Below are 23586 nucleotides of genomic sequence, written 5' to 3' on the forward strand. Positions count from 1 at the left end.
TGGTCAAAAGCGAAGCCGAGGGATTAGGTTGGACGACAAGACGCCCACAAGGAGCAACACGGTGTTGCGTGCCACTCTCGGCCTGATCGTCATCCTTTGCGGGACCGTCGTCGCGACGGCCGGCGAAAAGCCGCGCGCGTTCCTGGAGCTTTTCACGAGCCAGGGCTGCGCGTCCTGTCCGGCCGCCGATGCCCTCATCGGCGAGTTCGCGGAGGAGGAGGGCGTCTACGCCGTCTCGATGCCCGTGAAGCTCTGGGACTTTCTCGGCTGGGCCGACACGCTCGCCACCGACATGCTGACCAAGCGGCAGATCGCCTATTCCGTCGCCCGTGGCGACCGCGAGGTGTTCACCCCGCAGCTCATGGTGAACGGTGAGCGCTCGGTGCTCGGCAACGATCCCGATGCGATCCGCACCGCGATCCGCGAGACGGAGCGTCGTCTGACGCTGCCGATCGACCTGTCGATCAACAACAACGTCCTCACGATCGATGTCGGCGAGGACCGCCGGGCCGCCGCCGACAAGGCGACGCTGTGGCTCATCGTGACCGACGAGGAAATCCGCGTCCCCGTCCGCGAGGGGGAAAATCGCGGCCGTAAGCTCACCTATCACAATGTGGTGCGCGAGATGCGGCCGATCGGGATGTGGAAGGGCGAGCCGATGACCTTCGACCTGCCCCTCAACGATATCGACCGGGACGCCTCGGCCGGCTGCTTCGTGATCGCCCAGGTCGAGACCTTTAAGGGGCCGGGGCCGATCATCGGCGCGGCGAAGGTCGATCACCTCTTCCCCGCGCGCGCCGCCGGAGTGCAGCGCAGCACGGTCGCGTCCGGCCGCTGAACCGGCGGCCGCTGCGGCTTCAATCCTCGGGCAGCGGCGTCAGCGCGACATAGGTGATCGACAACAGCGCGCCGTAGATGAGGCACATCGCCAGCATGGTGCCGATGAAGATGGCGCCGAGATCGCGCGCGAAAACCTCGTGTCCGGCCAGCGGCATGAACGAGGCCATCATCGCCAGCCATAGAATGATGCCGAACGCGCAACCTTGCCCGAACGAGCGACCTGGCAGAATATGACAGAGGAAGGCGAAGATCGTCGGGAAGATCAGCACGCCGAACACGGCATGCGTGCCCCAGACGGCGCGGGACGATGTGGGCAACCCGAGCCGTTCGTTGAACGCTGCGATCTGATCGAGGAGATTCGCTTGCGGCAACAGGTCCATGCGAGCGTTAAGATAGAGCAACGCCGATACGATGGCGGTTGCTATAATCCCGGCGAAAAACGCGCGTGTCATCGCTGACCTCATTTCGTTGCCACACACACTCTATCGTCTCGTCGCGCATCCTTCGAGGTTGTCGCGCAAGGAATGAACCTTTTTGCGATGGGCTCCGTTCATTCGGAGTGAAATGGGGCTAAGTATGCGGCGGCGTATGATTGACTCGGTGGGATCGTTTGAGGGACCGTGACGAATAGCTGCCTGATTGCCAAGCTCGGCCGATTTACTGAACTCTCCGAAGCCGACAAGCGCCTTCTCGCGATCCTCGAGGAGGACGAGCGGGAGTATCGCAAGGACCAGATCGTCCGCCGGGCGGGGCGGCCCGTCGAATATCTGTTCGTGGTCAAGTCCGGTTGGCTGACCTCGTTCTCCATGCTGGAGGACGGGCGTCGGCAGCTCCTGCGCATCTTTTATCCGGGCGACATCGTCGACCTCTCGGAGATCGCGCTGCATCAGGCTCAGCACGACATCAAATGCGTGACCGCCGCCGTGCTCTGCCCGTTCCCGAAGGCGGGCCTCGAGCCGCTCTTCTCGCAATCGCCGCGGCTTACGGCACTGCTCTTCTCGATGACGGTGAAGGAGAATGCGGCCCTTCTCGACCGCATTCGCGCGATCGGGCGGCTCAGCGCCTATGAGCGGCTGTGCTATCTGCTCCTCGAGATTTCGAGCCGCCTGCGCCTCACCGTCAACGGGATCGAAGACGGGTTCCGCCTGCCCCTGACGCAGAGCGATATCGCCGACCTTCTCGGCCTCACCAACGTCTACGTGTCGAAAACGATGTCGCGGATCGAGCGGGATCGATTGATCCAGCGCCAGGGCAACCGGGTCCAGATCCTCGATCTGAAGCGGATGCGCGATGTGTGCGAATATAGCGAGAACGCCACGATCGACACGAGCTGGTTCCCGCTCGGCGACTGAGGCGTGCCGACGGGAATGAGCGGGAACGCGGGTGGGGCGATGGCCGTCCGCTTCCCTGCGTGCGGCTCGCCCATCGTCATCGTTGAGGCGCGAGCCGGGCGCGACCCCCGATGAAAATCGTCTTCGCGAGCCATGGTTCGCTCGGTGATCTCGTCCCCTTTCTCGAAATCGGCAAGGTGCTGCGCCGGGCCGGCCATGGCGTGACCGTGGCGACCCATCGGGCGCACGAAACGGCGGTCGCGGCGGCCGGGCTCGACTTCGCGCCCATGCGGCCCGACCGGCCCGCCGACCCCGACTTTCATGCCCGCTTCATGCATCCGCGCCGCGGGCCGGCCTTCATCTTTCGCGAGGTGCTCGGCCCGCATATCGCCGAGAGCGATGCGGACCTCGGCGCCGCGCTCATGGGCGCCGACCGCCTCGTTTCCGTCACGCTGGCGCTCGCCGCGCCCCTTGCCGCCGCGCGCAGCGGGGTGCCCTGGCGCTCGGCCGTCTTCCAGCCGGCGATGCTCTATAGCGCGCAAGATCCGCCGAAACTTCCGATGCTGCCCTTCGTGCGTGGCGCGCCGGGTTATAATCGCTGGCTCCTCAACGTGGCGAAGAAGGGCGTCGAGGATTGGGCGGCGCCGCTGCGGGCCTATCGCGCGGCCGAAGGGCTCGGTGTCTATCCCGATCATCCGGCCTTCGGCGGACAGCACGCGCCGGGCGGAGTTCTTGCGCTCTATTCGCCCCTCTTCGGCCGCCTTCCGTCCGATGCGCCCGCGAACACGGTGCAGACCGGCCAGGTTCTGCAAACCGGCCGGGCCGCGCTCGATCCGGCGATCGAGGCATTCCTCGCCGCCGGTCCCGCACCGATCGTCTTTACCCTCGGCTCGGCCTCCTCCCATGTCGCGAGGCGGTTCTTTCATGAGAGCGCCGCGATCGCCGAACGGCTCGGCATGAGGGCGCTCCTCCTCGTGGGGACGGAGGCGAATGCGGCAGGCCTGCCGGCCCGGCCCGACCGGCTCGTCGCGCTCGCCGCGCCCTATCAGGCGGTTTTCGAGCGGGCGGCCTTCGTGGTCAGCCAGGGCGGGATCGGGACGATCGCGCTCGCTCTGTCGGCGGGGGTTCCGATGGCGCTCGTCCCCTTCGCACACGATCAGCCCGACAATGCCGCCCGCGTCGCCCGCACCGGCGCGGCGCGGGTGATCCCCCGCTGGCGATATGGCCGCGCGGCGGCGGCCATCGGCGCGATGATCGCCGATCCGCGTATGCGCGCGGCGGCGGAGGCGGCGGCCGCGACGATCAACGCCGAACGTGGCGCGGAGCGGGCGGCGGCGGAGATCCTCGCCGCGCGTTGAGGCGGTGGTCCGAGACCGGCGCTAGCCCGACCGCAAGGCCGCCCGTTCGGGGAGCGCGCCGAGCGCGGCGAGCAGCGGCACCGGCGGCTTGCCGGCGAGGATGCGGGCCTGATCGGACCGCTTCAGCGCGCCGGCATAGAAGCGCTCGATCAAGGGCTGCGGCAGGCCGTGAAAGCGTTGCAGCACCAGATGGCGCCGCTCGGGCGGTCCGGCGAGGAAGAGAAGGCGGTTCAACATCCGGTCAAAAGCGGAGCGGGCGAAATGATCGCGCGCGATGCCTTCGACCGCCGCCATCAGCCGCGCCGTCGTGACGGGGCCGGCGAGCTCGGCAAGGCGCGTCGCCGTTCGTGCGGCGAGCGGCAGCGAGTAGCCGGTCACGGGGTGGAAAAGACCCGCCCGCAGGCCGACCGGCACCGCTCCTTCGGCCGTCGCCTCGCGCCAGAGCGTCGGAAGGTCACCGGCGAGGAGGAGGGGGAGGGCGCCGACCTCGACCCGCTCCTCGGCGCGGATCGTCCAGCCGCGCGCGGCGGCATACGCGTCGATCCGTTCGGTGAGGACCGCGGCGTCGACCGCCGGATCCTCGGCATAATAGGTGTCCTCGATGAGGAGCCGATCGGGGCCGAAGGGGAGGAGATAGACGAAACGATAGCCGTCGAGCTGCGGCACGGCGGCGTCCATGATCGTCGGCTGTGTGAGGCCGTGCGGGTCGGCGAGGCGCACCTCGCGGCCCAGAAATTTCTGCCAGCGCAGGGTGACGCCGGCGAGCTGTCGCGGCCCGCGCGCATCGATCACCGCATCGGCCTCGATGCGGCTGCCGTCCGCCAACACCGCGCCCGCCGCGTCGAGCGCGGTCACCGGCGTATCGAGACGCACCGCATCGCCCAGCCGGTGGCGCGCCACGCGGTCGAGATCGTCAGAGGCGATCGAGAGATAGGGGGTCGAGTAGGTGAACGCGCCGCCGGTAAAGCGGCAGTCATAGCCGTCCCATCGGTGGCTGACGAAGGGATCGATCAGAGCGCGCTCGCGTGGTCCGAAATCGGTGCCGAAGGCGCTCCATGTGTGATTGCCCCCGAGGCGATCCCCACTCTCCGCGAGCGTGATCGCGACATCCGGGCGACGCGCGGCGAACGCGGTCGCGATCAGCGTGCCGGCGAGCCCGCCGCCCGCGATGAGAAGACGCTGCGGGGATTGCAATTTACTCACACATCGTATCAATTAAAAGTTGCATAGATGAGGCAGGCCGGGAGCCGTCATGGACATCGCAACATTATCGCAGCTCGCCCGAACGGCGGAGAGCCGGACGGCGCTCTGGGCATCCATCTTCGAGGCGATGGAGGCGCGCGAGGCGCTCGAAATCGGCGTGTGGAAAGGGGCGTTCGCCGCGTCCATGCTCGCCTCTCCCCGGTTGACGCGCTATTTCATGCTCGACCCTTGGCGGATCCTGCCGCAATGGAACAAACCCTTCAACCGCAACGAGGATCGCCTGACCAACGCATACGAGGCGGCGATGAAGGCGACGGCGTTCGCTGCCGATCGTCGCACCGTCCTGCGCGGGACGACGGCCGAGATGATCGACGAGATCCCAGACGCCTCGCTCGACATCGCCTATATCGATGCCGACCACACCTTGCGGGGGATCGCGATCGACCTCATCCGGACCTATCCGAAAGTGAGGCCGGGCGGCATTCTCGGCGGGGACGACTTTTCCGACAGCGTGTGGCAGCACCGGCCCGAGTTCGAGCCGACGCTCGTGAATCCCTTCGCGGTCTATTTCGCCGAGGCGCACGAGGCGACGATCGTGATCCTTCCCTTCGGCCAGTTTGCGATCTTGAAGCCGGTGGGAGAGAATAGGGGCTTCCGGGCGGTCGATCTCGTCGGTGGTCAGCAGGATTGGTCGTTGCTTCCGCGCCTGTCCCGACGCCAGCGAAAGCCGGCCACGGTCGACTAGCCGGGAACGAGCGCCGGGCCGGACCGGGCGACGACCACAGGACGGTATCGTCGCGTTCACGTCCGGCGGAAGCCAGTGAGGCGGGATGACGGTGGGCACGGCATGGGCCGCGCCCGGCTCCCCGTCTCGGATTGCGAGAGATCGATGAGTGACGCCATGTTGGCCGAACGCCGCAAGAGCCGCCTCGCGCAGACCGCGATCGGGGTCGGCCTCGCCTGTCTCGTCGTCGCGGCGTGGCTCACGATCCATATCGTCGCGATCTTCGGTATCGACTGGGGGGCGACGTCATGGTGGCTCGCCCTGCCGCTGATCCTCATCGAGATGTGGCTCTTTGTCGGCCTCTTCATCATCGCGCACGACTGTATGCACGGCTCGCTCGCGCCCGGCCGTCCGGCGATCAACCGCGCCTTCGGCCGGGTGGCGCTCTTCCTCTACGCGGCCTTTTCCTATGATCGCCTCTTGCCGGAGCACCACAAGCACCACCGGCGCCCCGGCACCGCCGACGATCCTGACTTCGACGCCGACCATCCGAGCGCCTTCTGGCCCTGGTTCGCCCGCTTCATGCTGCATTATTATGGCTGGCGCGAAGCCGTCTCCATGACGGCGGCGATGGCGGTCTATGTCCTCCTGCTGGGGCCGCCGATCGGGCCGCTACTCGTGTTTTACGCGCTTCCGGCGATCCTTTCGGCCGTGCAGCTCTTCTATTTCGGCACCTACCGGCCCCACCGGGTGGAAGAGGCTGCCTTCACCGACGATCACCGCACGCGGACGGATGATTTTCCGTGGCTCCTCTCGCTGATCACCTGTTTCCATTTCGGCTATCATCACGAGCATCATTTGAGCCCCACGGTGCCGTGGTGGCGCCTTCCCACCGCGCGGCGGACGCGCCGGCATGCGCCGCCGGCCCTCGCCGGCGCGCCCCGCTGACGCCTCACGCACGATGATGCTCTTGATCGAAGGTCTCGTCGTCCTCGCGACCGTGCTGGTGATGGAGGGGGTCGCCTATGCGGTGCATCGCTGGGTGATGCACGGGCCGCTCGGCTGGGGCTGGCACCGCTCCCATCACGAGGAGCGCGAGGGCGTCTTCGAGCGCAACGACCTTTATGCGGTGGTGTTTTCCATCCTCGCCGGCGCTCTGATCGCGTTCGGGATGGCGGGCGTGTGGCCGCTCCGCCAGGTCGGCGTCGGGCTGATGGTCTACGGCGTCCTCTACTTCGTGGTGCATGACGGGCTCGTCCATCAACGCTGGCCGTTCCGTCTCATGCCACGGGGCGGCTACGTGAAGCGCCTCGTCCAGGCCCACAAGATGCACCACGCGGTCGACGGGCGGGACGGGTGCGTCTCGTTCGGCTTCCTCTATGCGCCGCCGGTGCGCCTCCTAAAGGCGCGGCTTCAGGCCAACGCATCCGCCCGCAAGCCGCGCGGGCCCGATGGCAGCTTTCGCGCCGTCGATGGCCGGCCGGCCGAGCGTGCCGTCGGCCCGCCGCCGGGGAACTGATCGCCGGCATCCGGCGAGATCCGGCGACGTCCGCGCGATCGTGATCCCGGCCGCGCTCTACGGTCGGGGCGGCCGTGTCCAGAGCCCGTCACGGGGCCTCTCGGGTCCGCTGCGCCGCGCGGCGATGGCGGCCTCGGTGATGAGCACGAGCTTGCGCGCCGCGCTCGTCCCGACGCGGGTGGCGAGCCGCCGGGGGCCACCGCCGCGCCGCTTCATCCCGATCGCGCGATAGACCGCGCCCGCCGACCCGATCGCCCAAGCGGTGCGGTAGGGAAGCCGTGCGATTCCGGTCGCGGCCGAGGCATAATAAGGCTCCGCCGCATCGACGAGACGGGAGGCGGCGCGCCAGACGCCGGCGGCATTGTCGGCCGCGAGCACTGCCTCGGGCGTCGACGGCACGCCCTCGAAGGCCAGCCAGTCGGTCGGAAGGTAGATCCGGCCGATCTGCGCGTCCGCGATCACGTCCCGTGCGATGTTGGTCATCTGGAAGGCGAGGCCGAGATCGGCGGCGCGGTCGAGCGTGTCGGCCTCCTCCGGGCGAACGCCGAGGACGAGCGCCATCATCACACCGACCGATCCCGCGACACCATAACAGTAGGTCGCGAGATCGCTGACCGTCGCATAGGTCCGCCCGGAGACGTCCATCGCGAACCCGTCGAGGAGGTCGTGCGCCAGCGGGCGGCTGATCCCGTGCCGCCGCGCGACCTCGCCGAAGCCGTCGAAGATCGCGTCGCCGGTTCGTTCGCCGCCGAGCGCGGCGTCGGTGCGCGCACGCAGGCGGTCGAGATGGCCGGCCGCGTCGGCGACCGGCTGCGCGCCATGGCCGTGCTCCTGCCCGTCGATCAGATCGTCGGCATGGCGGCACCAGGCGTAGAGCCGGGCGACGTCCTCCCGCTTGCCCGCCGGAAGGAGAGTCGCGGCGGCGGCGAAGCTCTTGGAGCCCTTCTTGAGGATGGTCTTGGCATAGAGCGCGTCGGCGCCGGCGCTCACGCCGCGGCCTCACGGTCCGCGCCGGACAGGATGAGGCCCGCCGTCGCCTTGGCGGAGGCGACGACGCCGGGCAGCCCGGCGCCCGGATGCGTGCCGGCGCCGACGAAATAAAGGTTCGGGATCACGTCGTCCCGATTGTGACAGCGGAAGGCGGCCGATTGGGTGAGGATCGGCTCAAGCGAAAAGGCCGAGCCGAGATGCGCGTTGAGCTCGCTCGCGAAATCGGCCGGGGTGAAGATCCGGGAGGTGACGAGCGTCTCCCTCAGGCGGGGAATCGCGCGCTCGTCGAGCTGGGCGAAGATCGCCTCGGCGAAGCGCGGCCCCTCGACCGACCAGTCGATATCCGCGGCGCCGAGATGCGGCACCGGCGCGAGCACATAATAGGCCGACTTGCCGGGAGGTGCGAGCGAGGGGTCGGTCTTCGACGGGGCATGGAGATAGAGCGACATATCCTCGGGAAGGGCCGGCCCGTTGAAGATCTCGTCGATCAGCGCGCGATAGCGGGGGCCGAAGAGGATCGTGTGATGTTCGAGTTCGGCCGGCACCTCGCGATCGAGACCGAAATAGAGGACGAAGAGCGAGTTGGAATAGCGCTTTTTGGTGAGCCGCCGCGCCTCGCTCTGACCGCGCGCGGTCTCGCCGAGGAGGTGGGCGTAGGTGTGGACGACATCGGCGTTGCTCGCGACGATGTCGGCCTCGATCGCCTCGCCCTGGGCAAGGACCACTCCGGTTGCCCGGTTGCCCTTCGTAACGATCCGGCGCACCGGCGCGGACAGCCGCACCGTCCCGCCGAGATCCTCGAAGAGCCGCACCAGCGCCGCGACGAGCGCCCCGGTGCCGCCCATCGCGAACCAGACGCCCCACCGGCGTTCCAGCGCGTGGATGAGCCCGTAGATCGAGGAGGTCGCGAACGGATTGCCGCCGACGAGGAGGGTGTGGAACGAGAACGCCTCGCGCAGCCGCTCGTCCCGGATGAAGGAGGCGACCTTCGCGTAGAGCGTGCGGTAGCTCTGGAGGCGCATGAGCTGCGGCGCGACGCGCAGCATCGAGCGGAAGTCCAGAAAGGGCTCGGCGCCGAGCTTGACGTACCCTTCCTCGAGAAGCGCCTCCGAATAGGCGAGGAAGCGGCGATAGCCCTCGACGTCGGCGGGATTGAGGGCGGCGATCTGGCGGTCGAGCTCGGCCTGATCGTTCACATAATCGAACCGCGTCCCATCCTCCCAGCGGAGCTGATAAAACGGGCTCACCGGAACGAGCGTCACATAATCCTCGATCCGCCGGCCGGCGAGGGTGAAGAGCGCTTCGAGCGAGGTCGGATCGGTGATCACCGTCGGCCCGGCATCGAAGACGAAGCCGTCGTCTTCGTAGACGTAGGCGCGTCCGCCCGGCTTGTCGCGCGCCTCGACGAGGGTGGTCGCGATGCCGGCGGCCTGCAGGCGGATGGCGAGCGCGAGCCCGCCGAAGCCCGCCCCGATGACGACTGCTTTGGTCATTCTTCCTCCCAAGCGCCTCTTCAACATAGCGGAGATGAGGTCTTCGGCCACGCGAACCGATGCGTCCACTTGCCTCTCGCCGATCCATCGGCTTTCAAGGACGGGGAGGATCTTTGATGTTGAGAGCGATCTTGTGTGCGGCCGTCCTGATGGTGGCGACATCCGCGAACGCGGCGCAACGGCTCGCCCTCGTCATCGGCAATGCCGCCTATGAGAGCGAGGCGATGCCGAGCCTCGCCAATCCCGCCAACGACGCCGCCTTGATGGCAAAGCGCCTCGAAGAAGCGACGTTCGACGTGACCCTCGTCCTCGACGCCGACCTTCGGACGATGAAAGAGGCGCTGCGTGACTTCGCGAACGCCGTCGAGGACGCCGGAGAGGGCGCGCTCGCGCTGTTCTATTATTCCGGGCACGGCTTCCAGGCGAACGGGCTCAATTATCTCGCTCCCATCGGCGCCGACCTGCGCGACGAGGTGGACGCCGAGTATGAGGCACTCGCGGTCGATTGGGTGCTCGCCCGCCTCGAAAACGCCCATGGGGGCGCGAATGTCGTGATCCTCGACGCGTGCCGCAACACGGCCTTGTCGCGCGCGGTGGGCGGCGGCCTTGCGCTGATCGGGGCGACACCGCCCGGCAGCTTCATCTCCTTCGCCACCGCGCCCGGCAGCACCGCCGCCGACGGAAACGGCCTCAACAGTCCCTATACGGCGGCGATCGCGGCCGAACTCACCGTGCCCGGCCAGTCGATCGAGGCGATGTTCAAGGCGGTGCGCCGCCGCGTGGTCAGCGCGACGGGCGGCTTTCAAGTCCCGTGGGATCACTCCTCGCTGACGACGGACATCATGTTCGTCCCCGATGGAGCCGCCACCGCCGGGGCGAGCGCGCCGCCGCCCACCGGCCCGCAAATGGCGATGGAGCTCGAATTCTGGAGCGCGGTGAAGGATTCCGACGACCCGGCCGAGCTCCAGGCCTATCTCACACGCTTCCCGGAAGGGGCGTTCGCCCCGCTCGCCCGCGCCCGGCTCGCGGCCGACGCGCCGAACGGCGATATCGAGCGCCTCTTCGCCGCGCTCCAGAACCGGGCCACCATCGTCGCCGAGCCGACCCGTCCGCATGAGTTCTACGCCAATGCGCGGCTTCACGAATTGCGCGGCGACTATCTGCGGGCACGGCAGGATTATCTCAAATATTTCGCTTTCGACCCGCCTTATGTGGATCCGCATTTGCGCTTTCAGCGCTTCCTGACGGCGCAGGACGGGCGGGCCGGGGCGGAACGCGTCTATCGCGCGCTCGCGAGCGGGGCGGGGATGCTGCCGACGGGATTCGCCGCCGCGCTGTTGCAGGAGCGGCCGGAGCGGATCGCGATGCTGGAGGCGATCGTCGCCCGCAATCCCGACTATGCGCCGGCCGTCTACGCCCTCAGCCAGGATTATTCCGAGGCGGCGCTCGGCGCCCAGTCCTCCGCCGACAAGGAGCGGGAGAAGGCGCTGCTGGAACGCTTCGAGGCCCTCGACGAGGCGGGGGAGTTCCTGCGCCACTATCTCGATCAGCAGGCCGCTGCCGATGCGTTGGAGGATGCGAAGGTGCGCCTCGCCGCGCTCTCGGCCCTCAACATGCCGGCGCTCGCCAACCCGGTATCGATGATGGCGATGCGCTCCAATTCCGGATGGACCGTGACGCTCCAGATCACCGACACGGTGCGGGAGATCTTCGTCGCGAGGCCCGGCGAGGAATTCCGCTCCACCGGCTATCTCGGGGTGGTCGATCCGCAGACGGGCCACCCGATCCCGAGCCCGAATATCGAGCTCGATCCGACCGTCGAGGAGACGGTGCTGCGTGTGCGCTATACCGATCTGCGCGGTGACCTGCGCGGCCCGTTCGAGCTGCCGTTCGAGGCGGCGAGCGCGCTCGTCAGCGGGCAGAAGCAGATCCTCGAAATGCTGACCAATGCCTGGATCGCGACGCGGCCATGGGAGGGGCAGACGCTCGTCTACTTCACCCACCTCATCAGCTATCGATGTGCGATCGACACCGTCGCCTACAGCTATGACGGCGATGCGCTCGACCGGACCTATGCGCTCGCTCCGTGCGATGCGCGCGATCCGCACGTCGTGAAAACCGCATCGGGCAACGACACCGACATCTACCAGGCCGCACCCGGCGGAGCGCACTCGATCAGCGTGCAACTCACCTACAAAGACGGCACGCGGTCGGACGTCAAACGCTTCCCGATCGAGTGAGGTCGGGATGCGGGGGCGGGGCCGGCGTCCTTGCGGCTACGCCGTCTCGCGCAGCTCTTCCGCCGCCTCGAGCGTGACGGAGACGAGCTGGCTCACGCCCTTCTCCACCATTGTCACACCATAGAGGCGGTGCATCCGCGCCATGGTGATCGGGTTGTGGGTGATGATGAGGAAGCGCGTCTCGGTGAGCCGCGTCATCTCTTCGAGAAGGGCACAGAACCGCTCGACATTGGCATCGTCGAGCGGGGCGTCGATCTCGTCGAGGACGCAGATCGGGGCGGGATTTGTGAGGAAGACGGCGAAGATCAGCGCGGTGGCCGTCAGCGTCTGCTCGCCGCCCGACAGGAGCGAGAGGACTTGCGGCTTCTTGCCCGGCGGGCGGGCGATGATGTCGAGGCCGGCATCGAGCGGGTCTTCCGCCTCGGTCAGTTGCAGCGAGGCTTCGCCGCCACCGAACAGGTGGGTGAAGAGGCGCTGGAACTCGGAGTTGACCTTGTCGAAGGACGCGACCAGCCGCTCGCGCGCCTCCCGGTTCAATTCCTTGATCCCCTGGCGCAGCTTGTCGATCGCGGCGAGGAGATCGTCGCGCTCGGCGAGCATCGTGCCGCGCCGGTCCTCGATCTCCTTGAGTTCGTCCTCGGCGCACAGATTGACCCCGCCGAGGCGCTCGCGCTCGCCCTTCAGCTTTTCGAGGCGCTGCTCGGAGGCGGCGCGGTCGGGAAGCGGGGCACCGGCTTCGAGCCCGGCGAGACGCGCGGCGGCTTGCGGCGCGCAGTCGAGCGTTTCGGTGAGCGCGGCCTCGACCTCTTCGATGCGCGCGCGGGCGGCATTGAGACGCTCTTCGGCGCGGCCGGTGTTCTCGCGCGTGGTCGAGAGGTTTTCGAGCGCCTTGCGGGCGGCCTCGACGGCGGCGCGCTCGGCGGCCTCGGCGGCGGCGCGGGCCTCGCGCGCGGCTTTGTCCTTGGCGGCGGCGTCGGCCTCGGCGGTGTTGAGGCGGCGGCGTTCGAGGATGGTCTCGTCCGGCGCGTCGGCAAGGGCGTCGCGCTCGGCGCGGGCGGTCTTCAGCCGGCCGGCGAGTTCCTCGCGATGGCCGTCGGCGCCGGTGAGGCGGCCTTGCCAGTCCTTCAGCTCGGCGGCGAGCCGTTCAAGCCGGCGGGAGCGGCCATAGACGGCGCGGCGCTCGGCCTCGGCGGCGTTGACGGTGTCGTTGGCGCGGCGGCGGGCGGCGCCGGCGGCCTCGCGCAGCCGGTCGCGCTCCTTGGCCTCGGCTTCGCCGGTGGATGCGGCGTCACGGGCAGTCTGCGCTTCGGCGCGGGCGGTCGCGGCCGTCTCGGCGTGCGATCGCGCGGCGTCGAGGGAGGCGGCGAGGCGGGTTTCGGCGGCTTCGGCCTCGCGCGCTTTGGAATCGGCGGCGGAGAGGCGATTGCGCGCCTCGCCGGCCGCACGACGCGCCGCCGTCAGCGCTTGACGGGCGGCGGCCTCCTTGTCGGTCGCGGCCTTCAGCGCGCTGCGTGCGGTCTCGGCGTCGCGGTCGGCGGCCTCGCGGCGCGGCGTGAGCTCGGCAAGCTCCGCCTCCAGCGCGGCGAGACGGTTCTTCTGGGCGAGGCGCTCGGCGGCAGCGCTCGGCGCGCCGGCATTCATGGCATAGCCGTCCCAGCGCCACAGAGCCCCGGCGCGGGTGACGAGCCGTTGCCCGGCCGACAAGAGCGGCTGCAGGCGCGGCCCGTCCGCCTCCGAGACGACGCCGACCTGCGCGAGGCGGCGGGCGAGCGCTTCCGGCGCGCTGACATGCGCCGACAAGGGCTCCGCGCCGGCCGGAAGGTCGAGATCGGTGCCGGCGTTCACGCTCCAGCGGCGCGGCGCGTCGGCGCTCACCGGGGCCTGGAGATCGTCCCCGAGGGCGGCGGCGAAGGCTTGCTCATACCCTTCGCCGACCGTGCAGGCCTCGAGGATCGCGTCGCCGCTCTTGGCGAGCGTCGCGGTGAGACGGGCGAGCGCCTTCGCCTCGGTCTCGCGCTCCGAGATCGCGGTGCGGATCTTCTGAAGCGCCTCGCGGGCGGTGGCGTCGGCCTCCTTGAGGGCGGGGAGGGCGGTTTCGGCCGCGCCGAGCGCGTCGCCGGCGGCGGTCTCGGCGGTCTCGGCCTCGGCGAGGGCGGCGGCGGCCGCCTCGCGTCGGCGCATCGCGTCGTTGCGCCGGGCCTCTTCGAGAAGGGCGGTCAGGCGTCGCACCTCGTTCGCCGCCTTGTCGGCCTCGGAGACGGCGCGGGAGAGCTGCGCCTCGGCGGAGGCGCGGGCGGCGAGGACGGTCGCGGCCTTCTCGGTCGCCTCGGAGGCGGCGCGGTCGGCCGCGTCGGCGGCGGTCTGGGCGGCTTCGGCGGCCGTCTGGAGCTCGGCGATGCGCGCGTCGGCGCCGTCATTGGCGCGCGTCAGCTCGGCCTCTTCGCGGGTCAGGCGGTCGACGGCGCTCGCGGCGTCGGCCTTCGCGCCGTCCTGACGGGCGAGGTCTTTTTCGAGCGAGGCGCATTGCGCTTTCAGCGCGGCGAGCTTCTCGGCGAGCTGCTTGTCCTTGGCGTCGAGGGCGGCGATCGCGGCGGCGATCTCCTGGCGCTTTTGCGCGGCGGCGGCCTCGGCCTCGCGCAAAGGCGGGAGGGCGTGCTGGGCGGCGGCCTCGTCGGTCGCGGTGCGCGCCTGGCGCTCGGCGGCCTCCTTCTGCGCGGCGCGAGCGGCCTCGAGTGCGGCCTCGCCGTCGCGAACGGCGCCGCGCGCCTCGATCCAGCGCAGATGGTGGACCGTGGCCTCCAGCGTGCGGATCTCGGCGGAGACGTTGCGATAGCGGCTCGCCTGGCGGGCCTGACGCTTCAGCGTCTCCATCTGCCGATCGACCTCGGCCGACACGTCGTCGACGCGGGACAGATTCTGCTCGGCGGCGTTGAGCTTCAGCGACGCCTCGTGCTTGCGCGCGCGCAGGCCCGAGATGCCGGCGGCCTCTTCGAGGATGTTGCGCCGGTCGGTCGGCTTCGCGGCGATCAGCTCGGCGACCTGGCCCTGACGCACCATCGAGGGCGAACGCGAGCCGGTGGCGGCGTCCGCGAAGAGGAGCTGTACGTCGCGCGCGCGCACGACCTTGCCGTTGACCCGATAGTCCGACCCGATGCCGCGGCTGATGCGGCGCGTGACTTCGAGCTCGTCGGCATGGTTCATCTCGGCCGGGGCCGAGCGATCCTTATTGTCGAGAAAGAGGGTGACTTCCGCCGTGTCACGGGTCGCGCGGCGTCCGGTGCCGGCGAAGATCACGTCGTCCATCGAGGAGCCGCGGACGGACTTGTATGACGCTTCGCCCATCACCCAGCGAAGCGCTTCGACGAGATTGGACTTGCCGCACCCGTTGGGGCCGACGACGCCCGTCAGCCCCGGTTCGATCAGAACGTCGGTTTGTTCAACAAACGATTTGAACCCAGTCAGGCGGAGCTTGTCGAATTTCATCGCTCCGCCTCATACTGATTCGCCTTACGTGTCGAGCTTCGGATCGATGATTTCACGGAAAGCGTTCATGGTACGCGCGCCTTCCAGCTTCTCGCCATCGATCAGGATCGTCGGCGTTCCGGTCACGTTGAATTCGCTATAACCGCGATCCTTCACCGCATTGATGCCGTCGAGAAGTTTCTGATCCGTTAAGCATGCTTCGAACGCGGAATCGGTCATGCCGGTCTGGCGGGCGAGGCCGCGGATCTTGGCGAGCGCGCCTTCGCGGACGGCCCATTCGCCCTGCGTCTCGAAGAAGAGGTCGACGACGTCGTAATATTTGTCGTCCGAGCAGCGGGCGATCATGAAGACGGCCGCGGCCAGGGGATCGAACGGGAACTCGCGGAGCACGAACTTCACCTTGCCGGTGTCGATGTACTCCTTCTTGAGCTCCTGAAACGTGGTCTTGTGGAAGTTCGCGCAATGCGGGCACGTCATCGAGGCGTATTCGACGATCGTGACGGGCGCGTTCGGGTCGCCGAGGACGACGTCGGGCAGCGGCTCGGCGGCGGCGGTGTCGGCCGATTGCGCGAAAGCGGGAAGGCTCAGGCCGGCAAGCGGCAGGGCGAGCGCCACGGTCATGGCGGCGAACGTTCGACGGGTCAGCATCACTAAAAACCTCGCTGGTCAGTTCCCCTCTTATGGCCGCTTACGGGCAGAAGTTGAACCGCGCCGCTCGATGCTGGCGCCCAATCGCGACAATGCGGCCTTCAAATTTTGGTGGGTTATGTCCGTCAGCCCCTCCGCGATGGCGGCGGCGCGCTCCGGATCGGGGGGCGGCGGGGCCGGCGCGATCGGCGCGAGATGGCGCGGCGGGGGGACGGCGCGGCCGCGCGTTTGGGTGAGGCGAAGGCGGGCGATCGCCGGCCAGCCGATGAGGATGTTCACCCGCTCGATGATCTGAGGCGAGAGGTGCTGGAGCGCGAGGGCGGTCGAGGCGTCGGCCCGCACGATGAGCGTCGCGCCCGTCGCCGAATCGATGCGCGAGCCCTTCGGCCAGACGATCCGCTCGATAACGGCGGCCTTCGCGAAGCGCTCGCCGAAAATGTCGGCGGGCTCCAGCATGAGCGCGATGTTGGCGACGCCGCGCCGCCGACAGGCGGGCGTGACGAGATCGCCGATCAGCTCGGCGAGGGGACGGGCACCTTTGTTGCGCTTGATCGTCGACATGGCCCATTCCTCCGCCACTCGGGCGCGCGTTTCAATGGGGGATCGGTGGGAGGGCGAATGGTGCACAAGAGCGGGGATGACACGGACTTCGCCGCGGCTTGGACTTGCGCGGCGCATCGGAGCGCGATCACCCTTTCTCGGGTGTTCCGGACCCCAATCTCATGACGCGACGACCACGCGCCAATGGCGCCGCACGCCCCTCGGGAACGGCCGCCAAGGCACGGAGCGCCCGGCGCGCCGCCAAGGCGGCGACGATCGCAACGCCCGCGAAGGCCGCCCCCGCCATACCCGCCGAGAGCGTGGCCCCGCCGACGAACGCCGCCGCCCGGCCGGCGCGCTCCACACCGGCGTCCGGCGACCGGAAGCGGAAAAGCCCCGCGCCTGTGGATCCCGCGCCCCTGGATTTCGCGCCCATGGCCTCAACACCCCCGAACCCGGCGCGCGCCGCGTCCGCGAACACCGACGCCCCCGGCGCTGCCGAGGGCGAGGCGCTGCTCGCCTGGTACGACCGGCACGCGCGCCGTCTTCCCTGGCGCGGACCCGACGGCACGGCCGAACCCTATCGTGTGTGGCTTTCGGAAGTGATGCTGCAACAGACGACGGTCGCGGCCGTCATCCCTTATTTCGCGCGATTCACGACCCGCTGGCCGACGGTCGCCGATCTCGCCGCCGCGCGGGACGAGGAGGTGATGTCGGCCTGGGCGGGGCTCGGCTACTATGCCCGTGCGCGCAATCTTCTCGCCTGCGCGCGCGCCGTCGCCGCCGCTGGCGGGGCCTTTCCGCAGACGCGGGACGGATTGCGGGCGCTCCCCGGCGTCGGCGAATACACCTCCGGCGCGATCGCCTCGATCGCGTTCGGCGAGCGGGTCGCGGTGGTCGACGGCAATGTCGAGCGGGTGATCGCGCGGCTTCTCGCGCTCGACGTTCCGCCCAAGAGCGCCAAGGCGGTCGTCACCGCGGCGGTGGAGGCGATGCTGCCGGCGACGCGTCCGGGCGATTTCGCGCAGGCGATGATGGACCTCGGCGCGACGATCTGCACGCCGAAGAACCCCGTCTGCGCCCTCTGCCCGGTCGCGCCGGCCTGCCGGGCGCGTGCGCTCGGAACCCCGACCGACTTTCCGGTCAAGGTCGCCAAGAAGGCGCGCAAGATCTGGCATGGCGTCTCGTTCGTCGCGGTGCGGCCGGACGGGGCGGTGCTCCTGCGGCGCCGGCCGCCCAAGGGCCTCCTCGGCGGAATGCTGGAGGTCTACGGCTCGCCCTGGGGCGCGCTGCCGGAGACGCCGCTCGATCATGCCCCCTTCGCAGCCGAGTGGCGGGCGAAAGGGGCGATCAGCCACGGCTTTACCCATGCCGAGCTCAATCTCGACGTCTTCGCCGCCGAGGTGGAGGCGGCGCGGCGTCCGCCGGAAGGCGCGCTCTGGCTGACGCCCGAGGAGGCGGGCCTGCCGACGCTGATGAAAAAGGTCGTCGTCCGCGCACTCGCCGACCGATCGCGGACAGGATGACGCGGGACCGAACGGTCGCAAGGCGGTTGCGCATTGGTTGCGGCGCAACATGTCTTCGCGAGGCCGTTTGACCCGAGAGGTAATTCAATGAACGTTCGCCTATCCCGTATCGCGCTCGCCGCCGCATTCGTCTCGTCCGCATCCGTGGCGCCGGCCTTCGCCGAACCGCGCGACTATGAGATCGATCCGACCCATTTCGCGATCGTCTTCAACGCGGACCATATCGGCTACGGCAATGTCTGGGGCCTCTTCGTCAAAGGCGAAGGCAGCTTCACCTTCGACGAAGAGAGCCGCGAACTCTCCGATCTCACGGTCACGATCGACGCGAGCAGCGCCTTCACCGGGCTGGAGGATCGCGACGAGCATATTCGCGGGGCGGATTTCGTTTCGGCCGAGGAGCATCCTGAGATCACCTTCGTGATGACCGATGCCGAGGCCGAGAGCGACACAGAGGGCAAGGTGATGGGCGACCTCACGCTGCGCGGCGTCACGAAGCCGGTGACGCTCGACGTGACGCTCAACAAGATCGGCGAATATCCGTTCGGGCCGAATTACGTCATCGGTATCACGGCGAAGACGACGCTGAAGCGGAGCGAGTGGGGCATGACCTACGCGATCGATAACGGCCTCGTCGGCGACGAGGTGCCGATCGTCCTCGAACTCGAGGCGATCCGCCAGTAGCTTGCGCGGTCACCCGCACGCGGCGTAAGTGCGGGTGACTTCCCTACAGAAACGAACGACGAGGAGGACGCGAACGATGCGGCTCACATGGTACGGACATTCGGCATTTCGCCTCGATTTCGGTTCGACGTCGCTGCTCATCGACCCGTTCTTGACCGACAGTCCCAAATGGGACGGCGGCTGGGAGGAGCCGGCGCAGGGCATCAGCCATCTCCTCCTCACCCACGGGCATGACGACCATCTCGGCGACACCAGCGCGATTCTCGGCAAGACCGGCGCCCAGCTCGTCAGCTCTGCGGAGGTTTGCACCTTCTTCGCTCGCCAGGGCCACGAGAATGTGAACCCCGGCAATCACGGCGGCACGCTCGATTGCGGCGAGTTCACGGTCTCCTTCGTGAACGCGCTTCATTCGTCTTCTTCGATGGGCGGCGGCGATTTCGTCTATCTCGGCAACCCGCTCGGCCTCGTGATCACCCCGAAGGCCGACAAGACGGTCTATGCGATGGGCGATACCGGGATTTTCGGCGACATGGCGCTCGTGAACGAGCTCTATTCGCCCGCGGTGGGCCTCGTGCCGATCGGCGATCGCTTCACGATGGGCGCCAAGCAGGCGGCGCTCGCCTGCAAGCGCTATTTCCAGTTCGAGACGATCGTGCCCTGCCACTACGGCACGTTCCCGATCCTCGACCAGACGGCGGACAAGTTCCTCGCCGAGATGGGCTCCGACGCCGCGAAGGTGACCGTGCCCGAGATCGGCGTTCCCTTCGACGTCTGATCCCGCGACAAGGCGCGCCGGGCCGCAACGTTTGCGGTTCGGCGGGCGTTCCTTCCGAGCGACAAAGAAGGAGCCCACCATGCGCAAGATCCTACGAACGAGCGCCGCCGCGATGTTCCTTGCGGCGACCGCCGCGGCGAGTGCTCAGGACGGGATGCCGACCATGATGGCCGACGTGATCGACACGTCCGGCGCGTCGGTCGGCACCGTATCGTTCATGCAGACCCCGTCGGGCTTCGTCGTCATCAAGGCCGACATCTCCGGCCTCGAACCCGGCGTGCACGGCTTCCATATCCATGAGACGGGCGAGTGCGATGCCGAGGGCGGGTTCGAATCCGCCGGCGGCCATTATAGCGGCGGGATGGAGCATGGCGTGCTCACCGAAGGCGGGCCCCATGCGGGTGATCTGCCCAATGTCGAAGTCGGCGGCGACGGGACGCTGGTCACCGAGATCTTCACCGATCGGGTGAGCATCGGCGGCGAGACGAACCCGCTCGACGACGCGGACGGCTCGGCGATCATGGTCCATTCCGGCGCCGACGATTATCAGAGCCAACCGTCCGGTGACGCCGGCTCGCGCGTCGCCTGCGGCGTTTTGAAATAACAGGGGCGCAACGGCCCTCAAGAAAAGGCCCGGCCGTTCGGTCGGGCCTTTTTCGTGCCCTCAGACCCGCGCGGCGAACCGGGATGCGGATGAATCGACGGGTTTCGGTAAAAGCGGATGAACCGATGCGTGACTAGCTGGCGGCGCGCTGAGGAGAAACGCACATGAAGACCTGGCTTCTCGCAGCCGGCCTCGCCGTCACGCTCGGATCGACCGGATACGCGGCGGATGTCTGCACCATCGTGGCGGACGCCTCGGACGGGCGGATCCTCGTCGAGGAGGGCGACTGTGCCTCGCGCGTGACGCCGGCCTCCACCTTCAAGATCCCGCTCGCTTTGATGGGCTATGATGCGGGCATTCTGAGCGATGCCCACGCGCCGGTCCTTCCGTTCCGCGAGGGATATCTCACCTGGGGCGGCGAGGCTTGGAAGCAGCCGACCGATCCGGCGCGGTGGATGAAATACTCGGTCGTCTGGTTCTCCCAGGAGATCACCCCGCAGCTCGGAGCCGAGCGGATCGAGGCCTATCTGGACGCGTTCGGCTTCGGCAACGCCGACATGGCGGGCGATCCGGGGGAGGGCAACGGGCTCGACCGGGCGTGGATCAGCTCCTCGCTGCAAATCTCCCCGCGCGAGCAGGTCGTCTTCCTGCAAGCCCTCGTCGACGGAACGTTGCCGGTGAGCGCTTCGGCGCGTGCCCACACGATGGAGATCGTCGAGGCGGCGCAGCTCGCCGATGGCTGGATCGTCCACGGAAAAACCGGCGCGGCGATGCCGAAGGGGCCCGACGGGCGCTGGATGCGGGGCTATGGGTGGGGTTGGTTCGTCGGCTGGGCCGAGGGGGATGGGCGCGTTCTCGTCTTCGCCAAGCTGATCAAGGACGAGGGGAACGTGTCGGGGTCTCCCGGCAAGCGGGCGCGGGCGGCCTTTCTCGAGGCGCTTCCGGCGCGACTTGCGACGGATCTTGCACCCTAGCGCGAGCGGCGGCCACCCTTAGGCGTCGATCTCGAAGCGGGGGAGGGTGGCGATGAAGCGCGCTCCGCCGCCGGGGGCTTCACCGATATCGAGCGTGCCGCCATGCGCCTTGAGGAGGCTTTGGACGATCGCAAGGCCGAGGCCGGCGCCGCCGGTCATCCGGCTGCGTGAGGTTTCGAGCCGCACGAACGGTTCGAGGAGGATATCGCGCATCTCTTCGGGGATGCCGGCGCCCTCGTCGTCGACCGCGAGCACCAGCCGGTCGCCGGCGAGACCGATCCCCACATGGGCGACGTTGCCATATTTCAACGCATTGTCGACGAGGTTCGAGGCGACGCGGCGGATGGCGATCCGGTCACCGAGGATCGTGGCGCCCGTTGCCGCGGGGGAGACGATGAGATCGACCGGCGCCCCCGTCTCCCGGCGGTCCTCCACCTCGGCCTCGATGATCTCGTCGAACGGCAGCAGCTCCTCGGCGAGCTCGCCCGCCCCGGCACGGGAGGCGAGAAGCGCGTCGTCGAGAAGGCGGACCATGTCGGTGACGTCGTTGATCGCCCGCTCCTTTTCCGGGCCGTCGGGCAGCGTGTCGAGGCGCAGGCGCAGCCGCGTCGCGAAGGTGCGCACATCGTGCGAGATGCCGCCGATCATCGCCATACGGGCGCGCAGAAGCTGCGCGAGGCGGATCTGGAGCCGGTTGAAGGCGATCACGAGCGTCTGGATCTCCGGCGCGCTCGACCGCGATTCGGGAAAGGCGGTCGGCTGACCGGTGAGGTCGATCGCGTCGGCCGCGCTCGCGAGGCGTCGGAGCGGCACCATCTCGCGGTTGAGGACGATGAGCGCGATCAGCGCGATCAGCGTGCCGATGAGACCCGCCCCGAAGCCGACCGGAAGCCCGATCGCATTGACGAGCGTCGGATTCGCCGTGTTCATGATGAGCGTCTCCCCCGTCGCGAGGTCGATGCGAAACTCGAAGCCGGTGCGCGTCGCGACGACGCGGCGCACGGGAAACCGCCGCTCCTGGGCCGTCAGGCCCGGATGCTGCGCCGACACGGCGAAATCGCGGCCCGCGAGCGCGTCGGCATAGAGCTTCTCGAGCGTCGGGTCGGCGGCGTGGCGGGCCGTGAGCTGGTTGGCCTCGGTGCGGCGTTCGATTCGGATCTGAAGGAGGTCGGAGGAGAGCGCCTCGACGATCCGCGCGCGCTCTTCGCCTTGCGTCGTCTCCAACAGTTCGACGATCGAGGCGAGACGCTGCGGGCTCGGCGTCGTCGGATCGTCGAGCGGGCGATGCCATTGGTAGGTGAGGCCGAGGACGATCAGCCAGCCCACGATGAGGGCCGCGATGATGATGAGCGTGATGCGCGTGCCGAGGCTGAGCTGCATCGCCTAGGTCACCGGCTTGACCGTCGCGGTGAAGAGATAGCCGTTGTTGCGTACGGTGGTGACGAGATTGGCGCCGGGCGAGGCCGTGTCGAGCTTCTTTCTGAGGCGCGAGACGAGCATATCGACCGTGCGGTCGAACGGCTCGGCGCTGCGGCCGCGGATGCGGTCGAGGATCTGATCGCGCGTCAGGACGCGGCGCGGCTGCTGGACGAGGCAGGAGAGGAGATCGAACTCCGCCGTCGTCAGGGACACCGCCTCACCGTCGAGCGTGGCGAGCGAGCGGGCGTCGAGATCGACGACGAAGCGATCGAACGCATAGCGGCGGGAGGCGGCGGCGAGCGCCTGCGGACCGTTCGCGCGGCGCAGCAAAGCACGGACGCGGGCAAGGAGTTCGCGCGGGCCGAACGGCTTCACGACATAGTCGTCCGCGCCCATTTCGAGGCCGAGCACCCGGTCGATCTCGTCGCTCTTCGCCGTCAACATCAGGATCGGCACGCTGTCGCGCGTGCGGATCCTGCGGCAGATGGCAAGGCCGTCCTCCCCCGGCAGCATCTGGTCGAGGATGATGAGGTCGGGATGGACGCGGGCGAGGACGTCGTCCATCGCGGTCGCATCCTCGGCCGTCTCGACCGCATAGGCGTCCTGGCGCAACAGATCGCCGACCAGACGGCGAATATCGGCGTCATCCTCGACGATCAGCACCGTGGGAGCGGGTGTGTTCATGATGCCTTGTGCCATGCCGCGCGCGCCGGGACAGCGCCCCCGCCGCGTTTTTACAAACTGTTACGTGGCAGTGACAAAGCTCGACGAAACGATGCATCCCGATCATACAGCTTCGACATTGCCCCCCCAATATAGGCTCATCGCGTAAGGGACACGCCGAATGCGTGGTCTGGGTGGATCGTATGACGAAGTTGCGGATCGCGGTTTCGGATGCCGTTCCACCCGGTCGATGCCCCTCGCGCGGCAGATCGAATCCCCGCTGAGAAGCGGGAAGGGTGGGCGGCCGTCATGGCGGTTCGGGGTGAAGAGCCACCTCGTCTCGAACCGCACCGAGGGCAGAGCGAGCGGATGATGGACGGCCGACGCATTCCCCGATGCTGTGGCCGGCACCTTCGGCAATCCGGTGGGGCAACTCGCTGCATTATGAGGTGAAGGGAGCGACGGCGCGCGGCCGCGCGCTAGTCTCCGTGTGGCGGTCGCGCCGTGTTCCATTGCGGAGCGGCGCGCCGTGGCGCGATGGCCGTCGCCCGTCCGGGCGTCGCCGCCGTCTTCCG

Annotated in this window: 21 protein-coding genes; 12 read left to right on the plus strand and 9 right to left on the minus strand. The window is 68.5% G+C overall.

What is annotated here, in order from left to right; all coding sequences use genetic code 11:
* Positions 1 to 61 precede the first annotated feature (61 nt).
* Positions 62 to 838, plus strand: a complete 777-nt coding sequence (locus L1787_RS21890) for a DUF1223 domain-containing protein (protein WP_235711237.1) — start codon at positions 62 to 64, stop codon at positions 836 to 838.
* A 19-nt stretch (positions 839 to 857) separates the two neighbouring features.
* Here the strand turns inward: L1787_RS21890 and L1787_RS21895 are convergent, their stop codons facing one another.
* On the minus strand, positions 858 to 1292 hold the full coding sequence (locus tag L1787_RS21895) for a DUF6789 family protein (protein WP_235711238.1): 435 nt from the start codon (positions 1290 to 1292) through the stop codon (positions 858 to 860).
* A gap of 168 nt (positions 1293 to 1460) precedes the next feature.
* Between L1787_RS21895 and L1787_RS21900 the strand changes: the two genes are divergently transcribed.
* Both L1787_RS21900 and L1787_RS21905 read left to right on the plus strand, forming a co-directional pair.
* Positions 1461 to 2192, plus strand: coding sequence for a Crp/Fnr family transcriptional regulator (locus L1787_RS21900; protein ID WP_235711239.1), 732 nt, complete (start codon positions 1461 to 1463; stop codon positions 2190 to 2192).
* A 110-nt stretch (positions 2193 to 2302) separates the two neighbouring features.
* On the plus strand, positions 2303 to 3529 hold the full coding sequence (locus tag L1787_RS21905; RefSeq protein WP_235711240.1) for a glycosyltransferase: 1227 nt from the start codon (positions 2303 to 2305) through the stop codon (positions 3527 to 3529).
* Positions 3530 to 3550: 21 nt separating this feature from the next.
* Here L1787_RS21905 and crtY read toward each other — a convergent pair whose 3' ends face one another.
* Positions 3551 to 4732 (minus strand): lycopene beta-cyclase CrtY, encoded by a 1182-nt coding sequence (gene crtY / locus L1787_RS21910; protein ID WP_235711241.1) that lies wholly within the window; start codon positions 4730 to 4732, stop codon positions 3551 to 3553.
* A gap of 49 nt (positions 4733 to 4781) precedes the next feature.
* Between crtY and L1787_RS21915 the strand changes: the two genes are divergently transcribed.
* The 3 genes from L1787_RS21915 (at position 4782) to L1787_RS21925 (ending at position 6975) form a co-directional block, all read left to right on the plus strand.
* Positions 4782 to 5477: a class I SAM-dependent methyltransferase gene (locus L1787_RS21915; RefSeq protein ID WP_235711242.1), complete on the plus strand. Its 696-nt coding sequence runs from the start codon at positions 4782 to 4784 to the stop codon at positions 5475 to 5477.
* Positions 5478 to 5621: 144 nt separating this feature from the next.
* Positions 5622 to 6404, plus strand: coding sequence for a fatty acid desaturase (locus L1787_RS21920; RefSeq protein WP_235711243.1), 783 nt, complete (start codon positions 5622 to 5624; stop codon positions 6402 to 6404).
* A 13-nt stretch (positions 6405 to 6417) separates the two neighbouring features.
* On the plus strand, positions 6418 to 6975 hold the full coding sequence (locus L1787_RS21925; RefSeq protein ID WP_235711244.1) for a sterol desaturase family protein: 558 nt from the start codon (positions 6418 to 6420) through the stop codon (positions 6973 to 6975).
* A gap of 57 nt (positions 6976 to 7032) precedes the next feature.
* On the opposite strand, the gene L1787_RS21930 is transcribed toward L1787_RS21925, so the two are convergent.
* On the minus strand, positions 7033 to 7965 hold the full coding sequence (locus L1787_RS21930) for a phytoene/squalene synthase family protein (protein ID WP_235711245.1): 933 nt from the start codon (positions 7963 to 7965) through the stop codon (positions 7033 to 7035).
* Entirely contained in the window at positions 7962 to 9458 is a 1497-nt protein-coding gene (locus L1787_RS21935) for a phytoene desaturase (protein ID WP_235711246.1), read from the minus strand. Before L1787_RS21935 ends, L1787_RS21930 begins: the two co-directional genes overlap by 4 nt.
* 116 nt (positions 9459 to 9574) lie before the next feature.
* Between L1787_RS21935 and L1787_RS21940 the strand changes: the two genes are divergently transcribed.
* Positions 9575 to 11698: a caspase family protein gene (locus L1787_RS21940; protein ID WP_235711247.1), complete on the plus strand. Its 2124-nt coding sequence runs from the start codon at positions 9575 to 9577 to the stop codon at positions 11696 to 11698.
* A gap of 36 nt (positions 11699 to 11734) precedes the next feature.
* Here the strand turns inward: L1787_RS21940 and smc are convergent, their stop codons facing one another.
* Genes smc through L1787_RS21955 form a run of 3 tightly spaced genes read right to left on the minus strand, consistent with a single transcriptional unit; the run spans position 11735 to position 16390 of the window.
* Positions 11735 to 15181, minus strand: coding sequence for a chromosome segregation protein SMC (gene smc, locus L1787_RS21945; protein WP_235711248.1), 3447 nt, complete (start codon positions 15179 to 15181; stop codon positions 11735 to 11737).
* A 24-nt stretch (positions 15182 to 15205) separates the two neighbouring features.
* On the minus strand, positions 15206 to 15829 hold the full coding sequence (locus tag L1787_RS21950) for a DsbA family protein (RefSeq protein WP_235711249.1): 624 nt from the start codon (positions 15827 to 15829) through the stop codon (positions 15206 to 15208).
* Positions 15830 to 15859: 30 nt separating this feature from the next.
* Positions 15860 to 16390, minus strand: a complete 531-nt coding sequence (locus L1787_RS21955) for a DUF721 domain-containing protein (protein ID WP_235711250.1) — start codon at positions 16388 to 16390, stop codon at positions 15860 to 15862.
* Between the two features lie 413 nt (positions 16391 to 16803).
* Here L1787_RS21955 and mutY point away from each other — a divergent pair, with 413 nt between their 5' ends.
* The 5 genes from mutY to blaOXA all read left to right on the plus strand — a co-directional run bounded on the left by mutY (position 16804) and on the right by blaOXA (position 20929).
* Entirely contained in the window at positions 16804 to 17895 is a 1092-nt protein-coding gene (gene mutY, locus L1787_RS21960) for an A/G-specific adenine glycosylase (protein ID WP_235711251.1), read from the plus strand.
* An 87-nt stretch (positions 17896 to 17982) separates the two neighbouring features.
* Positions 17983 to 18576, plus strand: coding sequence for a YceI family protein (locus L1787_RS21965; protein WP_235711252.1), 594 nt, complete (start codon positions 17983 to 17985; stop codon positions 18574 to 18576).
* Positions 18577 to 18652: 76 nt separating this feature from the next.
* On the plus strand, positions 18653 to 19351 hold the full coding sequence (locus L1787_RS21970) for a metal-dependent hydrolase (RefSeq protein WP_235711253.1): 699 nt from the start codon (positions 18653 to 18655) through the stop codon (positions 19349 to 19351).
* Between the two features lie 79 nt (positions 19352 to 19430).
* Positions 19431 to 19955, plus strand: coding sequence for a superoxide dismutase family protein (locus tag L1787_RS21975; RefSeq protein WP_235711254.1), 525 nt, complete (start codon positions 19431 to 19433; stop codon positions 19953 to 19955).
* A 164-nt stretch (positions 19956 to 20119) separates the two neighbouring features.
* Positions 20120 to 20929 carry a class D beta-lactamase gene (gene blaOXA, locus L1787_RS21980; RefSeq protein WP_235711255.1) on the plus strand — a complete coding sequence of 270 codons (810 nt, stop codon included), beginning with the start codon at positions 20120 to 20122 and terminating at the stop codon, positions 20927 to 20929.
* An 18-nt stretch (positions 20930 to 20947) separates the two neighbouring features.
* Here blaOXA and L1787_RS21985 read toward each other — a convergent pair whose 3' ends face one another.
* Both L1787_RS21985 and L1787_RS21990 read right to left on the minus strand, forming a co-directional pair.
* Complete coding sequence (locus L1787_RS21985; RefSeq protein ID WP_235711256.1) at positions 20948 to 22309, minus strand: sensor histidine kinase; 1362 nt, start codon at positions 22307 to 22309, stop codon at positions 20948 to 20950.
* A 3-nt stretch (positions 22310 to 22312) separates the two neighbouring features.
* Positions 22313 to 23032, minus strand: coding sequence for a response regulator (locus L1787_RS21990; RefSeq protein WP_235711257.1), 720 nt, complete (start codon positions 23030 to 23032; stop codon positions 22313 to 22315).
* Positions 23033 to 23586 lie beyond the last annotated feature (554 nt).

Origin of the sequence: Acuticoccus kalidii, from assembly GCF_021556395.1 — a bacterium.
GTDB classification, from domain to species: domain Bacteria; phylum Pseudomonadota; class Alphaproteobacteria; order Rhizobiales; family Amorphaceae; genus Acuticoccus; species Acuticoccus kalidii.